Source organism: Ruegeria sp. BG5 (genome assembly GCF_056538425.1).
Window position 1 is genome coordinate 1154676 of sequence record NZ_JBQFTC010000001.1, and the last position, 14610, is coordinate 1169285.

At 58.2% G+C, this 14610-nt stretch carries 13 protein-coding genes and 2 tRNA genes; 3 read left to right on the forward strand and 12 right to left on the reverse strand.

Annotated elements, in window-relative coordinates; all coding sequences use genetic code 11:
* On the reverse strand, positions 1-1050 hold the full coding sequence (locus ACR0KX_RS05240; protein ID WP_170451617.1) for an ABC transporter ATP-binding protein: 1050 nt from the start codon (positions 1048-1050) through the stop codon (positions 1-3).
* A gap of 61 nt (positions 1051-1111) precedes the next feature.
* Positions 1112-2851: an ABC transporter substrate-binding protein gene (locus tag ACR0KX_RS05245; RefSeq protein WP_170621561.1), complete on the reverse strand. Its 1740-nt coding sequence runs from the start codon at positions 2849-2851 to the stop codon at positions 1112-1114.
* Between the two features lie 542 nt (positions 2852-3393).
* Here ACR0KX_RS05245 and ACR0KX_RS05250 point away from each other — a divergent pair.
* Positions 3394-4173 carry a DeoR/GlpR family DNA-binding transcription regulator gene (locus ACR0KX_RS05250; RefSeq protein WP_480581738.1) on the forward strand — a complete coding sequence of 260 codons (780 nt, stop codon included), beginning with the start codon at positions 3394-3396 and terminating at the stop codon, positions 4171-4173.
* 39 nt (positions 4174-4212) lie between these two features.
* Here the strand turns inward: ACR0KX_RS05250 and ACR0KX_RS05255 are convergent.
* The 6 genes from ACR0KX_RS05255 to ACR0KX_RS05280 all read right to left on the reverse strand — a co-directional run bounded on the left by ACR0KX_RS05255 (position 4213) and on the right by ACR0KX_RS05280 (position 9038).
* Positions 4213-4287, reverse strand: a tRNA-Glu gene (locus ACR0KX_RS05255).
* Positions 4288-4313: 26 nt separating this feature from the next.
* A tRNA-Glu gene (locus ACR0KX_RS05260) sits at positions 4314-4388 on the reverse strand.
* Between the two features lie 107 nt (positions 4389-4495).
* Complete coding sequence (gene recJ / locus ACR0KX_RS05265; protein WP_170621562.1) at positions 4496-6238, reverse strand: single-stranded-DNA-specific exonuclease RecJ; 1743 nt, start codon at positions 6236-6238, stop codon at positions 4496-4498.
* Positions 6239-6329: 91 nt separating this feature from the next.
* Positions 6330-7313 carry a class II fructose-bisphosphatase gene (gene glpX / locus ACR0KX_RS05270; RefSeq protein ID WP_170621563.1) on the reverse strand — a complete coding sequence of 328 codons (984 nt, stop codon included), beginning with the start codon at positions 7311-7313 and terminating at the stop codon, positions 6330-6332.
* Positions 7314-7384: 71 nt separating this feature from the next.
* Entirely contained in the window at positions 7385-8671 is a 1287-nt protein-coding gene (locus tag ACR0KX_RS05275; RefSeq protein WP_170621564.1) for a homoserine dehydrogenase, read from the reverse strand.
* Between the two features lie 118 nt (positions 8672-8789).
* Entirely contained in the window at positions 8790-9038 is a 249-nt protein-coding gene (locus tag ACR0KX_RS05280) for a hypothetical protein (protein WP_170621565.1), read from the reverse strand.
* A 102-nt stretch (positions 9039-9140) separates the two neighbouring features.
* Between ACR0KX_RS05280 and ACR0KX_RS05285 the strand changes: the two genes are divergently transcribed.
* Positions 9141-9728, forward strand: a complete 588-nt coding sequence (locus tag ACR0KX_RS05285; RefSeq protein WP_170621566.1) for a TetR/AcrR family transcriptional regulator — start codon at positions 9141-9143, stop codon at positions 9726-9728.
* A 23-nt stretch (positions 9729-9751) separates the two neighbouring features.
* Here ACR0KX_RS05285 and ACR0KX_RS05290 read toward each other — a convergent pair whose 3' ends face one another.
* Positions 9752-10663 carry a pirin family protein gene (locus tag ACR0KX_RS05290; RefSeq protein ID WP_170621567.1) on the reverse strand — a complete coding sequence of 304 codons (912 nt, stop codon included), beginning with the start codon at positions 10661-10663 and terminating at the stop codon, positions 9752-9754.
* Positions 10664-10884: 221 nt separating this feature from the next.
* On the opposite strand from ACR0KX_RS05290, the gene ACR0KX_RS05295 reads away from it, so the two are divergent.
* The gene (locus ACR0KX_RS05295) at positions 10885-11298 is read left to right on the forward strand and encodes a hypothetical protein (protein WP_170734489.1); all 414 of its coding nucleotides are present in this window, start codon (positions 10885-10887) and stop codon (positions 11296-11298) included.
* On the opposite strand, the gene ACR0KX_RS05300 is transcribed toward ACR0KX_RS05295, so the two are convergent.
* The 3 genes from ACR0KX_RS05300 to ACR0KX_RS05310 are packed head-to-tail and all read right to left on the reverse strand — an operon-like array spanning position 11295 to position 14384.
* Entirely contained in the window at positions 11295-11897 is a 603-nt protein-coding gene (locus tag ACR0KX_RS05300) for a hypothetical protein (protein WP_170451602.1), read from the reverse strand. The genes ACR0KX_RS05295 and ACR0KX_RS05300 overlap by 4 nt on opposite strands.
* Positions 11884-12486, reverse strand: coding sequence for a TadE family protein (locus tag ACR0KX_RS05305; protein ID WP_170517710.1), 603 nt, complete (start codon positions 12484-12486; stop codon positions 11884-11886). Before ACR0KX_RS05305 ends, ACR0KX_RS05300 begins: the two co-directional genes overlap by 14 nt.
* Positions 12483-14384 (reverse strand): pilus assembly protein TadG-related protein, encoded by a 1902-nt coding sequence (locus tag ACR0KX_RS05310; RefSeq protein WP_170621568.1) that lies wholly within the window; start codon positions 14382-14384, stop codon positions 12483-12485. The genes ACR0KX_RS05305 and ACR0KX_RS05310 overlap by 4 nt, the downstream gene beginning before the upstream one ends.
* Positions 14385-14610 lie beyond the last annotated feature (226 nt).

Genomic DNA, 14610 nt, shown 5'->3' on the forward strand with positions numbered 1-14610 from the left:
TCACGCGACCCTTTGGCCGTCTTGGCCGAAATACCGGCAATGGGCCGGGTTCATGTAGAAACTGTGGTCCTCACCCACCCGGTAGGGATGTACCCCTGCGGCCAGAGAGACCCATGCATCCTCGCCATGCTGGAAATGTGCGCTGGAATCTGAGCCCGACAGTTCAGTCACGATCACCCGGCCCGTCAGTTCAACATCCGCTTCCGACGTTCGGAACGGAGTTACGCGATGCGGGCGTACGGCGACGGAGTAGTCGCCATCTGCCATGCCCGAGACATTCCAGCGTCCGCCGCCTTCCAATTGCGCCATCGCGCCTGTCACTTTGACCCGACCCACATTGATTGGCGGATCCGAAAAGACGCGCGCAGCGGCGATGTTTTCTGGGTTGCGGTAAATGTCGGCGGTGGGGCCGAACTGTGTCACGCAGCCATCTTCCATCAGGGCGGTGTGACCACCCAACAGCAGGGCCTCTTCGGGTTCCGATGTGGCATAGACCACCACTGCGCCGCGTCCTGCAAACAGGTCGGGCAGTTGCTCACGCAGTTCTTCGCGCAGCTTGTAGTCGAGATTGGCCAGCGGCTCGTCCAGAAAAACAGCGCGGCTTTCCTTGGCAATCGCCCGCGCCAGCGCAGTACGTTGCTGTTGCCCGCCCGACAGCTCATGCGGGCGGCGGTGCAGCATGGGACGCAGTTGCAGCAGGTCGGCAGCCTCTTCGACGCGGCCCTCGATCTCGGACTTTGCCATGCCCGCCACGCGCAGGGGCGAGGCGATGTTGTCGAACACGCTCATATGCGGGTAGTTGACGAAAAACTGGTGCACCAGACTGATCTGCCGCTTCTGCGTGTTCAGCCGGGTCACATCCTGCCCATCCATCAAAACCTTGCCCGAGGCGATCGGGTCCAGCCCGGCCATCATCTTGATAAGCGAGGTCTTTCCCGAGCCGGTCGCGCCCAGCAGCACATTGAAATGGCCGGTTTGCAGCGTCAGGTTTGTAGGCTTGATATGGATGACGTTGCCGACCCGTTTGGTCGCGTCCTGTAGTTCGATCATCGGGGAAACTCGTGGGGTATTTGGGGTAGGCCGGGCTGAAGCCCGGCCTACGATGTTGCGTTTACTGGGACTGCCAGCGCTGAACCAGTTCGTCATAGTTGACGGTCTGACCCTGCGGCTTTTCGTTGTCCAGCTTCGCCTTGGGCGAACCGGCCTTTTCCAGCCAGAAGGACGGATCCTGCGGCTCGTTCAGGCGGGGGCCACAGCCGCCGTAGACATTGGCTGCTTCGTCCGCCGCCTGCATCCGGGACATGGTGATGTCCATCTCTTCGGCCAGACGATCCATCGCCTCTTGCGGAGTGAACGCGCCCGAGTTCACGTCACCGATCTGCTGCCACCAGATCTGGGCCAGCTTCGGATAATCCGGCACGTTGATGCCGGTCGGCGACCAGGCCACACGGTCAGGCGAGCGGTAGAACTCGACCAGACCACCCAGCTTGGGCGCGCGTTCGGTGAACGACTCGTGATTGACCGAGCTGTCGCGTGCGAAGGTCAGACCCACGTGGGATTTCTTCACATCGACAGTTTTCGACGTCACGAACTGAGCGTACAGCCAGGCCGCCTGAGCACGATCCGAAGGGGTCGATTTCAGGAAGGTCCACGACCCCACGTCCTGATAGCCAACCTTCTGGCCTTCTTCCCAATAGGGGCCATGCGGGCTGGGCGCCATCCGCCATAGCGGCGTGCCTTCGTCGTCGACAGTATTGTTGCCTTCGGACTTCGGCTTGACCATGTCGGCGGTAAAGGCGGTGTACCAGAAGATCTGCTGGGCCACGTTGCCTTGGCTAAGCGCGGGCAGCGACTGGTAGAAGTCATAGGACGCCGCACCCGGAGGGGCGTAAGCCCGCAGCCATTCATCCCATTTGCGGATCGCATAGACCGCAGCCGGACCGTTTGCAGCACCACCGCGCGACACCGAAGCGCCAACCGGATTGCAGGTGCCCGCTTCCATGCGGATGCCCCATTCATCGACCGGAACACCGTTCGGCTCGCCCACGTCACCGGCACCGGCCATCGACAGCCATGCGTCGGTCATACGCCAGCCCAAGTCAGGCGCGCGTTTGCCGTAGTCCATATGGCCATAGATCGCCACACCGTCGACTTCCTTGACGTCATTGGTGAAGAATTCGGCGATGTCCTCATAGGCCGACCAGTTGACCGGAACGCCCAGATCATAGCCGTATTTCTCTTTGAACGCGGCTTTGTTGGCTTCGTCATCGAACCAGTCCTTGCGGAACCAGTAGAGGTTCGCAAACTGCTGATCCGGCAGCTGATACAGGTTGCCATCCGGGCCAGTGGTGAACTGAATGCCCATGAAGTCATCCAGATCCAGCGTCGGTGAGGTTGTCGCCGCCCAGTCGCCGCCCATCTGTTCGGTGAGGTTATAAGCCAGTTGCAGGCGCGAGTGGGTGCCGATCAGGTCGCTGTCATTGACATAGCCGTCATACAGGTTTCGGCCGGTCTGCATCTGGGTTTGAACGGCCTGAACCACTTCGCCCTCACCAAGTATCTGATGATTGACCTTGATACCGGTGATTTCCTCGAACGCTTTGGCCAGAACCTCGGATTCATAGGAATGCGTGGGGATGCTTTCCGACAGAACGTTCAGTTCCATTCCGGTATAGGGTTCGGCAGCTTTGATGAACCACTGCATTTCCGCCATCTGTTCGTCTTTCGACAAGCTGGACGGCTGGAACTCATCATCGATCCAACGCTGTGCTGCGGCTTCGTCGGCCCAAACGGGACCGTGCCCCGCAATGACGGCAGCCGCCGCCACTGCGGAAAGTAGATGTCTCCGCATCTGTCTCCTCCCAAAGATTATGGTTGTCCGGCGCTAACCGGATGGCGCTCAGCATCAGCGATTTTTTGCATATGTGTCAAACTAAATTTTTAGTAAATGAGGATCGGAGAGGAATTCGGATGCGAACCCCGCGCCGTTTCTTGGTTCGCATCTTGTATCTAAGTAATTGTAAAGTAATATTTAAAAAGCGCAATCAACCTTGGGATACGTGACGCGTTCGCGTGAGAATAATCGATGCCCTGAACCCATATGCTCTGAAATTCTGTTCCGAAGACCGACGGCGATACACCTTATATGCGGCTGTTTTTGGCTCATTTGGCGGACACTGTTTTTAGGGGCCAATTACACGCTCGCAGCCCTACGGCGCAGCCAGAATCGCGATTCGCCCCCAATGCCAAGGCAATGGCCCCCTCATAGTACCGATCCGCGCTGTTGCCCGAATAACCAACCCTGCCAGAGATCGCAGTGCGAATTGTAAATCTGCTGGATTTGCCGGCTCGGCTTCGTAGTTTGTACGCCAGTTTGATTTTTCGGAGCCGACCTTGAAAAAGCCCGTCCTCAATACCCATCGCGAGCTTGAACTGCTGGACGCCCTGAAACGTCTTGGCGGGACGGCCCGGAACTCGGAACTGGCCACGATGTTGAATGTCTCCGAAGAGACGGTGCGTCGTACGATCAAAGCCTTGTCCAGCGCCGGCACAGTCGAACGCGTTCATGGCGGTGTTTATCTGGCGGGGGCACAGGGCGATCCCGGATTTTTCCGCCGTATTTCGCAACATGCTGACGAAAAACGCCTCATAGCGCAGCATGTCGCGCGGATGGTCAGGGACCGGATGACCATCTTTCTGGACGTCGGATCGACGACCGCTTTTGTGGCAGAGGAACTGCGCCATGCCGAGAACCTGACCATCGTGACAAACTCAATCGTGGTGGGGCTGACCCTGGTGGGCGTCAATGGCAACCGGGTGCATTTGTTGGGGGGCGAGATGCAAAGCGACGAACGGGGAACATTCGGCCACGTGGCGCACCGGCAGCTGCAGCGTTATGCCTTTGACCTTGCGATCCTCAGCACCGACGCGATTTCGGACAGCAAAGGGTTTTTGTATCAAAGTCTTGGCGAGGCGGATCTTGCATCCGTCGTGGTGCAGAATGCGGATCAGGTTGTGATGGCGGCAGCGCATTACAAATACGACGTATCGGCACCCTATGTGGGCCCGGATCCGCGCCGGATTCACATATTGGTAACGGACAAAGCCCCGGACGGAGCGCTGGCCGATCAGATCGCAGAATGGGGCATAGACATGCAAATCGCGTCTGCCTGAGCCATCGCAGCCGTTTTCGTTCGCGATATAGGAAGGAAATGGCAGCCCGTAGGGGAATCGAACCCCTCTTTCCAGGTTGAAAACCTGGCGTCCTAACCGATAGACGAACGGGCCACTGGGTATTGGCGCACAAGCAAAAATGGCAGCCCGTAGGGGAATCGAACCCCTCTTTCCAGGTTGAAAACCTGGCGTCCTAACCGATAGACGAACGGGCCACGCTGGCTTGTGGAGGGCCTTTTACGGTTTCACCCCGACCCCCGCAAGCCGAAAAATGCAGGGATGCGAAAGTTTTTTGGTGGCTCGAAACAGACCGGAAATCCGCTCAATTGGCCTCCGCCGCATCCTCAAGCCGAAGCTGTACGTTTTGACGACCACACCAGGAATTTACTTCGAGCCGGCCTGCAAAATGAAAGCGCGCGCCGCCGTGGTTCGAAAGCCTCTCGCCCAAGGGCCCGTCGAATGCCCCAAAGGCGATGGCGTCCAACCCGCTGCTCAGCCCGTCGGACAGGGAAAGTTTCAGATGCGACTCGCCCACGCGTTTGGCAAACCGTACTTGCAGATCGGGCAGGGCATAGCGTGGGGCAGGGGCGCTGGCCCCAAAAGGGCCTGCCTTTTCAATCTGTTCGATCAGATCTACTGTGGCCGCGCCGGGCATCAAAGCACCATCCAGCTTCAGGTCCGCCGGGCCGCCTTGCCCGGCGCCCTGTTTCGCCAGCAGTTCCGACAGACGTTCCATCGCCGGTTCCAATTGGTCCCGCATCACGGTCAGCCCCGCCGCCATTTTGTGGCCGCCGCCTTTGACCAGCAGCCCTTCGGCCGCCAGCCGCTGGATCGAAGCCCCCAAATCGACACCCGACACCGACCGGCCCGATCCTTTGCCCTCATCCCCGTCAAAGCCGATGACGATGGCGGGGCGGTTCGCGGCTTCCTTTAGGCGCGAGGCGACAATGCCGACCACACCAGGATGCCAGCCCTCGCCAGCGGCCCAGACCAGCGGCGCGTCCAGTCTGCGTTCCTCAGCCTGTTCCAGCGCTGCAGCGCGCACGGCATTTTCAATGTCACGTCGTTCGGAATTCAACGCATCCAGTCGCTGTGACAGGGCTTCGGCTTCGGTCATCGAGTCGGTGCTGAGCAACCGCGCGCCCAGATCGGCCTGACCGATGCGCCCGCCCGCATTGACCCGAGGCCCCAGCAGAAACCCAAGGTGATAGCTGTTTGGTGCGGAATCCATCCGCGCGACATCCGACAGGGCAACAAGACCGGGCCGTTGCCGCCCGGCCATGACCTTCAACCCCTGCCGCACCAAAGCCCGATTGGCCCCGATCAAAGGGGCCACATCGGCGACGGTGGCCAGTGCGACCAGATCCAGCAGAGACACCAGATCCGGTCCCTTCGCCCCGGCTTCACGCATTTGCCGCCCGGCCTCAACCAGCATCAGAAAGACCACCCCAGCCGCGCAGAGATAGCCCAGATCGCCGCTTTCGTCCTGACGGTTCGGGTTCACCACAGCGACGCAATCAGGCAGGGTCTCACCGCCCAGATGGTGATCCAGAACGATGACATCCGCGCCTTTGGCCGCCGCGATTGGCTTATGACTCAAAGTGCCGCAATCAACGCAAATTATCAGATCGTGCCGCGCCGCCAATTCCTGCATGGCGGGAACATTCGGCCCGTACCCCTCATCAATCCGGTCGGGTACATAAAGCGTCGCTTGTAACCCCATCTGACGTAACCAAACCAGCAGCAAAGCTGCCGAACTGCCGCCATCCACGTCATAGTCCGCGAAAACCGCGATCCGCTGTTTGTCCCGAACAGCTTTCAGAAACCGTGCCGCCGCAACTTCCATATCCTTCAAGCTGCGCGGATCCGGCAACAGCTCTTTCAGCTTCGGCTCCAGAAACCCCGCCGCCTCCATCGGAGGAACACCGCGCCGCGCCAGAACCTGACAAACCGCGCGCGGCAGGTCGGCTTGTTGGGCCAGCATCTCGGTCGCGCGCTCAACCTCGGGCGAGGGGCCCACCCAACGCCGCCCCGTCAAAGATTGCTCAACCCCAAGAAAACCCATCGCGCCCCTCATGTGCCAAGGCCGGACCCAATCGGACCCGGCCCTTCTTCTCGTTCAAAATACGGTCGCCGAAGGCAGCGGCGCAAGCCGCTTAGCCGTCGTTATGCGACCACATGGGCGTGCGGTAGGACATACGACGCACCGACCCGGTTTTGGACCGCATGAGCAAGGTGGTCGTCTCAACCCAACCCGGCTCGCGCTTGATGCGCGGCAACAGCGAGCCGCCGGTCACGCCGGTCGCGGCAAAGATCACATCGGCGGTCACCATTTCATCGCGCGCATAGACACGGTCCAGATCGGTGATGCCCGCTTTGGCCGCACGGCCACGTTCGTCATCATTGCGGAACAGCAGACGGCCAAAAATCTGACCGCCCATGCATTTCAGCGCGGCTGCGGCCAGAACGCCCTCGGGCGCGCCGCCTTGCCCCATATACATGTCGATGCCGGTCACTTCGCTTTCCGCGCAGTGCATTACACCTGCCACGTCGCCATCTGTAATCAACCGGATCGAGGCACCGGTCTCGCGCACCTCGGCAATCATCGCCTCGTGACGCGGGCGTTCCAGAATGCAGACAGTGATATCGGCAGGCTCACAGCCTTTGGCCTTGGCCAAGGCTTCCACCCGTTCGCGCGGGCTCATATCCAGATTGACGACGCCTTCGTCATAGCCCGGACCCACGGCCAGTTTGTCCATGTAGACGTCCGGCGCGTGCAGCATCGACCCGCGCGGGCCCATGGCGATCACGGTCAGCGCATTCGGCATGTCCTTGGCGGTCAGCGTGGTGCCTTCCAGCGGGTCCAGCGCGATGTCCACTCCGGGGCCGTTCCCGGTGCCGACTTCTTCACCGATATACAGCATCGGAGCTTCGTCCCGTTCACCTTCACCGATGACAACAACACCCGCGATATCCAGCAGGTTCAACTGCTCGCGCATCGCGTTGACCGCGGCCTGATCGGCGGCTTTCTCGTCACCACGGCCAACCAGCGAGGCCGAGGCAAGCGCCGCCTGTTCTGCGACACGCGCAAGTCCCAAAGACAACAGGCGGTCGTTAAAATCGATCTTGGCAGCACTCATGCGATGTATTCCTTTGGTCGGCAATGGCGTTACGTCTGGCATAGCCTGCACGGGGCGCAGGCCGCAAGGGGTCAGACCTGTTCGATCCGCAAGGCGACAGGTTCACCGGCAACAACATCCGTGTCGCGGAACCCGTCCAGCGCCACGTCCAGAGTGGCGCGTGTGGTCTTATGCGTCACGATCAGAACCGGCGCGGTGTCGTCGCTGTGCCCATACTGGCGCATCCGGTCGATCGAAACCCCGGCATCGCCCAGAATGGCCGCGATTTTGGCCAGCGCGCCCGGTTTGTCGAACAGGGCCAGCCGCAGATAGTAGGGGGCGGGCAGGCCGGTGCGGGCCGGGGTGGCGTCTTCCAGCGAATTCGCCGGGCGGCCGAAGGTCGAGATTTGCAGCCCACGCGCCAGATCGCAGACATCGCCCATCACCGCACTTGCGGTCGGGCCTTCCCCTGCACCGGGGCCACGCAGAACAACCTGTTCCACCGCGTCGCCTTCGATCACGACCATATTGGTGCCGCCTTCCAACTGACCCAGTGGTGAGTCGCTGGGCACAAGACATGGCTGCATCCGCTGTTCCAGACCGCGTGCCGTCCGCTGGGCTACGCCCAGCAGTTTGATGCGAAAGCCCATGTCATGGGCCTGATCGATATCTTCCAGGCTGATTTGTTGAATGCCTTCGATCTCGATCCCGTCGAAATTTGGTTTGGTGCCAAACGCGATCGACGACAACAGCGCAAGTTTATGCGCCGCGTCGATGCCGCCGACGTCGAGGTTCGGGTCCGCCTCAAGATAGCCAAGCTCGGCACATTCATCGAACAGCGCGTTATAGCCCTGACGCTGCGATTGCATCCGGGTCAGGATATAGTTGCAGGTGCCGTTCATGACGCCCATGACGCGGGTAATTTCGTTCCCGGCCAGACCTTCGGTCAGGGATTTGATCACCGGGATACCGCCCGCCACGGCGGCCTCGAACCGGATGACGCGCCCTGCGGCCTCCGCCTGTTCCGCAAGGTCCTGACCGTGGATCGCCAGCAGCGCCTTGTTGGCGGTGACCACATCCTTGCCGCTGGCCAGCGCCGCCTCGACCGAGGCTTTGGCCGGACCGTTCTCGCCGCCCATCAGTTCCACATAGACATCAATGTCGTCGCGCTTGGCCAAAGCGACCGGATCAACCTCCCACGCATAGTCAGAGAGGTTCACGCCGCGATCCTTGTTGGGGTCGCGGGCCGACACGGCCACGATTTCGATCCGACGCCCCGTGCGGGCCTGCAGCAGATCCGCATGACGGCGGATGATCTTGACGACACCCACACCAACCGTTCCCAAGCCCGCAATTCCAAGCCGCAGCGCCTGTGTCATTCCGTGGGTTCCTTTCCGCTCGACATGTTCTGAAACCGGACGCTTTTGTCCGTTCAGCGCTGCCTTAGCGGGTTCAGGCCGGGGGTGCAATCCGTCACTAGGCCCTGACCGGTTTAAGCTAGTTGGTTTCAGCGTTCTGAAGCGCTTCGGCCTTTTTCTTCAGCGCCTCGCTGCGGGTGGTCAGGTCTTCTTCGACCTCTTCCGCCTCGCTGACAGGATCCACCGGTGCGCCCAGCGTGTCCTGCAGCGGGATCAGACGTGGATAGGCGGCTTTTTGGATCCCGCGCGGTTCGACCCCGTCCAACTCCGGAATATCGGCACAGCTTGCCAGAACAACCGTCAGGATCAAAAAGGGCAAAGCTTTCATCGACAAAGGCTCTCTCTGGCGCAGGTCCCCCCGTGATGCACCTTTTGCCGGATCGGATCAAGCGGGCTTCTATCTGAACGTTTGTTCAGATACGGTGTTTTCATGGCACGCACACAGGGATCACATTCGGACATCACCGGACCGCGCATTCGCGGCGCCGCGTTAAGGCTTTTTGCCCGTCACGGCTATGCGGCGGTGTCGATGCGCCAGATCGCAAAAGAGGTCGGGGTACAGGCCGGGGCGCTTTACAACTACACCCCGGACAAACAAAGCCTGCTGTTCCGCCTGATGCGCGAACACATGCAGGATCTGTTGCAGGCCTATGCCGATTTGAACACCGCATCCGATCCGCAAGAGGCGTTGCGCCGCTTTGTTGGTTTCCATATCCGCTTCCATCTGGAACGCCCGGACGAGGTCTTTATCGCCTATATGGAGTTGCGCAATCTGACGCCCGAGAACTTTACCGAGATCGAAGACCTGCGCCGCCGATACGAAGACGCGCTGGAAACGATCCTGCACAAGGGCCAGCAAGCGGGTGAATTTGCGATTTCGGACACCAAGATCGCGACGCTTGCGGTGATCGCAATGCTGAACGGCGTCATGACATGGTATCGGGCCGGAGGGCGGCTGTCGCTGGACGAGGTCGAGCAGATTTACTGGGACATGGTTCGCCGCGCGGTCGCGGCCTGACCGAAGCCAGGCCGCTTTGACGGCTAATGCGCCGGGCGGATGAAGGTGCCGTTGCGCAGTTCGCGAAACGCCTGTTCCAGTTCGGCCCGCGTGTTCATCACAATCGGGCCATGCCAGGCCACAGGCTCATCAATCGGCGCGCCCGAGATCAGCAGAAAGCGCACGCCCTCGGGCCCGGCCTGAACGGTGACCTCATCGCCTGTTCCAAAGCGCACCAGAGTACGGTCACCGGACATATCGCGGATGTTCACCTCTTCCCCGGCAATTTCTTTTTCCAACAGAACGCCGGTTGGCTGCGAGGCATCGGCAAACGCGGCCTGCCCCTGAAAGACATAGGCAAAGGCGCGGCGGTAGGTATCGATGCGAAAGGTCTTTTTCACACCCGCCGGGATCTGAACATCCAGATACTGAGGGTCCGCTGCAATGCCATCCACCGGGCCGGTCTTGCCCCAGAACTCACCCACAATCACGCGCACGATTGTGCCGTCATCGTCGATGACCTCGGGGATGTCCTTGCTTTGCACATCCTGATAGCGCGGCGCAGTCATCTTCTGGGCCGAGGGCAGGTTGCCCCAAAGTTGAAAGCCATGCATCTGACCGCTGGTATTCCCGTGCGGCATCTCCTGATGCAGAATGCCCGACCCGGCGGTCATCCATTGCACATCGCCTGCGCCCAGCGTGCCGCTGTTGCCAAGCGAATCCGAATGCTCGACCGTTCCGGCCAGCACATAGGTGATGGTTTCGATCCCGCGATGGGGGTGCCATGGAAATCCGGCCTGATAGTCCTGCGGACGCTCGTTGCGGAAATCATCGAACAGCAGAAACGGGTCCAGTTCCGACGGATCCTGAAATCCGAACGCGCGATGTAATTTGACGCCAGCCCCTTCCATCGTGGGCATGGCTTTGCGGGTTTCCAAAGTGGGTCTCAGGGACATGAGTGCCTCCTATTCCTTTGCACAGCATGTAACCCCTGCATTGCTGCGGTCAATTTGCATAAACCCACTGGACTTGTGCGAATTTGTGCAGATATCGGTGGCCCTGTTTTTCCGTGGAAAAAGCGGATAGACGGGTCCCGTACAAAGCGGAGGCATCCATGCAAGATGAAGTGCTGGCAACAATAGAGGCCTCAGCGCCCAGACGCTGGGCGGGGGTTGCTATGTTGTCAACTGTTGGCCTTCTTGTTCTGTATGTCGCCTTTGCCACCCCACCCGCGCTGGTGTGGCAGATTTTCCTGCTGATCGTTGGTGGGGCGGCTATGTGGCTGGCCTATCGCGTCTGGCACGCAACGCAGGACCGGATCGAACTGACCCGTACCGAACTGCGCACCGGAACAGGGCAGGTGATCGCAATCGTGGACGAGATCGAAGCGGTGGACCGGGGCGTGTTCGCCTTCAAGCCGTCAAACGGATTTCTGGTCCGCATGCGGTCGAAACCGGGTAACACCTGGGCACCAGGATTGTGGTGGCGGCTTGGACGACGTGTTGGCGTCGGCGGCATGACCGCCGCCTCCGAGGCCAAGTTCATGTCAGAAATGCTCTCGGCCATGCTGATGGAGAGGGAAGGGGTTTAGCAGTCGTCAGCTGCGACAATCTGCGTATATCCACGCGGTTGAGTGAAAATAAACTTGTCGATGGCGAACGAATGATCCCCGTACCCGATTCTGAAGGGTCGAGTATACCAGTCTTTTGTTTCGACCAGGATCATTGTGGCCCTGTCCGCCATTACAGGAATACGCCCTTTGAATTCTTCGTTAAGAGTTTGGTTATCCAATTCGTCAAAGCTGTCGCCTCGGACGCAAGACCAGAGCTTTTCGTAGCTTCCTCCGTCCGCTTCGTTTTCGCCCGCGTTAAAGCGGACGAAAGAAATTCGCATAGACACAGTTGACCGGTCTGCGACCATGAATTTTTGCAGGTCATACATGTTCGAAATGTAATTGGCCGTAACCAAGTTCTTTTCGCGAGAAAGAATGTCAGCGACTGCATAGGCCGCCTTCAGGTTTCGAGCGCTTTGACGATAGCCGTCAAAGAATGTGTAGGAGGCCCAGATTGACCAGAACAGAAGCGGAAAAATCATGACCGCCTCGATGCTCACGATCCCGTCCTCCTTGCGGAAGAAACGTGCGAGCCGATTGGCTGTTGGTTGAACGATGTACTTCTTAAAACGGTTCATGGACAAACACCGTTGTTGAATGCAGTTCGTACTGGCCGTCTGGGTCTTGTTGGGCCAATCGTCCCAGCGTTGTGCCAAAAAACAGCGGATCGACTTCAATGCAAGCCCGAACGACCATCAATTGATTGGACGTACCGGGCGTGAACAACTGGTCTTCTTTTCCGCGCACTTCTTCAGGCGTATCAACGCAATAAGGGTTGCTGAATACGCTGCCGAGATCTGACTCGGGATTGTCGCTGAAGATACTGTCTTCTGCGTAAGGATTGATCGAGAGCATTTCCAATGCCAGATTGTCGAAACAATCCGGGATGACGCCAGCCTTGTCGCAAATGATCTGTTTCAGCAAGGTATGCGTCCACACTGCGCCGATGCTAGAATCGTATTCTTCAATACGGTTCATACGGACGTCCTGAATGGTCTCATCCAGTGCCCGCTCCAGGTTGGTGTGGTTCCAGGCCACGATCCCCATTTCGACACCGGAATAGGTTGTCATCATGAAGACCGGGAACCAAAAGACGAATTCGATGGTGGCCATTCCGTCTTCTTTGCTGCGAAATCGGCGCAGATTATTTACAAGACGTTTGATCATTGTGTGAGCCTCAGGTTCCGAATGCTCGATGTAATCGAGGCAAATACGTTTGGCAGATCTTCTGGTGTCGCTTCATAATATGTTCCGACGTCCGTGCGGCAGTGCTGCATTATCGCACGGCCTGCGCTCGGGGCTTCCAACGAGATAGTAAAGATTACGACACCCATTTGGTCTTTCGCGTAGGTGCACATCGAGCGCACACGAGGATCTTTCGTACCCTGGCCGCTTGACGAAACGGCGTCATAGTAAAAATCGTACGCCCAGCTAGAACCGTAGTAGTCATAGAAGCGCTGGTACAGGTTGTATCGCGTTGCCCGTTCCCACAACTCTGGCCACGTCAGATTGTCCGAAGGCTGTACGTCTAAGTCGAGGTAGGTTTTTACGCGCGGATTGTCCCTATCAAGGCTTACGCATTCACCCGTGGTACCGGAGAAGGCCAGGCAACGGTACTGAATAAACCCCCTTACGTACTCACCGGTTGGGTCCACTTCTTCAGCTGTCGCGACGCTGTCCGCGTTTACGTAAGTGAGGGTATCGGTGTTTACAATCGTGTTGCCAAAGCAAGTGGGCTGGAGCTCGTCTCTAACCCAATACGCGCCGCCATTTGACGAGTCCCATTCGATCATGTCGACATCTGGCCAGATGTAGTCTGTACCGAATTCAATGGTGATTTCGTCATTTTCATCCAAATCTGCGTATGAAACGTATTCGTTCAGCCCATCGTTCCAGCAAACGCCGGACTTACCATCGCGGTAGGGATCGTTCGTCCAGTATTGGGTCGTATTCGCACCGTCCGTCATAAGTATCATAACTTTGAGTGTATCACCGCTTCGCGGGTTGTCCGGGCGAGATGCGAACTCGGATGGAACATCACCTGCGGCCGCCATCTGCGCAACTACGGGTTGGAAGCTGTCGTCAAGCAGGGTCAGGCCCCATTTAACGCCAAGGTCGATCGACGTATTCCCATCCGCGACAAACGATTCAATTTTATCTTTTAGAAGGTCTGCATCCTTCTGAAAAATCATTGCTTCACGGTTCTCGTCGGTCTCACAAATTTCGCTGTAGACCAGATTGTTATTCACCGGGCGCTGGTCGTAATTGTTCCAAGGAGTGAAATGCAGTGTGCGATCATACACCAGGTTCAGATCGAAATCGCTGGTCTGAAACTGCGCGGTTTCAAAGTTGATGCAGTTTGCGTGCGGATTAACGCCGTCTGTGTTAAGATACCCCATCACAGAATCTGGCAGCGCAACTTGCGTCGCATAAGGAATGATCGAAATCGACATTTTGCCGTCTTCGGATTTGTCGACCATTTCCTGCACAAATTCCTGTGCCGCCAGTTTCAGCGTCGTAAGGCGGCTGTTTCGGTTCATCGAGCCAGAAACATCCAGAACCATCGAAATCTCGACATTCCCCAGCGCTTCTTCCGCGGCGCTGACAACCGAAGTCGTGATCGTATCAACGTCCCACCACTGCATGAAGTGCATTTTGACGGGCATAACTGCGGTCGCCTCGACGCGACGGAAACCTTCAATGGTCACAGCGTCGGAACCGCAAAGGTTTGCAGGTTCGATGACAATTTGATCCTTCAGAAGAAATTCTTTTAAACCTTCTTTATCCAGATAATCTTCGATGACTTCTGTGGGGCAAAGGTCCTGCGCCAGGTCGGTCGCCGCCAAAACTGCACGATCCAGCGAGTATTGAAGCCGCGCGCGCTCGTGGTCAAAGCGCATGATGTCAACGGCAAATCCTCCGACGGCAAATACGATCATTATAAGGACCAGCGTAAAGATCGTCATGGTCCCGTCTTCTGACCGGACAAACGAATGCGGCGCAGATCCATGCCGGTCTGCGCGCTTTGGTTTGTCGATAATCCGCTTCCAGTCAAATTTCTTCATAATGAGTCCCTCTGCCGGTCAGGCACACTGATCTCAGTCCGTCGCAACTTTAATAAATTAGCCGTGGAACGTGGCGAGATTTGGGCGCCTTTGCCACTATGATGCTATTATTGAATGAAAATCGGCCGCAGTTTGGGGTTGCTTGTCAGCTTTGTTTCGTCAGGGCGAACAATTCCCAGGGGAGTCTTAACCGGACGACTCAGGCCCTTAGCCGATAACCAATCCT

What these genes read in the sequence shown, in the direction of transcription:
- glpX (WP_170621563.1), bottom strand. Translation starts at nt 7,313, where the DNA reads ATGAGTGCTGCCAAGATCGATTTTAACGACCGCCTGTTGTCTTTGGGA.
- ACR0KX_RS05240 (WP_170451617.1), bottom strand. Translation starts at nt 1,050, where the DNA reads ATGATCGAACTACAGGACGCGACCAAACGGGTCGGCAACGTCATCCAT.
- recJ (WP_170621562.1), bottom strand. Translation starts at nt 6,238, where the DNA reads ATGGGTTTTCTTGGGGTTGAGCAATCTTTGACGGGGCGGCGTTGGGTG.
- ACR0KX_RS05290 (WP_170621567.1), bottom strand. Translation starts at nt 10,663, where the DNA reads ATGTCCCTGAGACCCACTTTGGAAACCCGCAAAGCCATGCCCACGATG.
- ACR0KX_RS05280 (WP_170621565.1), bottom strand. Translation starts at nt 9,038, where the DNA reads ATGAAAGCTTTGCCCTTTTTGATCCTGACGGTTGTTCTGGCAAGCTGT.
- ACR0KX_RS05310 (WP_170621568.1), bottom strand. Translation starts at nt 14,384, where the DNA reads ATGAAGAAATTTGACTGGAAGCGGATTATCGACAAACCAAAGCGCGCA.
- ACR0KX_RS05300 (WP_170451602.1), bottom strand. Translation starts at nt 11,897, where the DNA reads ATGAACCGTTTTAAGAAGTACATCGTTCAACCAACAGCCAATCGGCTC.
- ACR0KX_RS05245 (WP_170621561.1), bottom strand. Translation starts at nt 2,851, where the DNA reads ATGCGGAGACATCTACTTTCCGCAGTGGCGGCGGCTGCCGTCATTGCG.
- ACR0KX_RS05305 (WP_170517710.1), bottom strand. Translation starts at nt 12,486, where the DNA reads ATGATCAAACGTCTTGTAAATAATCTGCGCCGATTTCGCAGCAAAGAA.
- ACR0KX_RS05275 (WP_170621564.1), bottom strand. Translation starts at nt 8,671, where the DNA reads ATGACACAGGCGCTGCGGCTTGGAATTGCGGGCTTGGGAACGGTTGGT.
- ACR0KX_RS05295 (WP_170734489.1), top strand. Translation starts at nt 10,885, where the DNA reads ATGTTGTCAACTGTTGGCCTTCTTGTTCTGTATGTCGCCTTTGCCACC.
- ACR0KX_RS05285 (WP_170621566.1), top strand. Translation starts at nt 9,141, where the DNA reads ATGGCACGCACACAGGGATCACATTCGGACATCACCGGACCGCGCATT.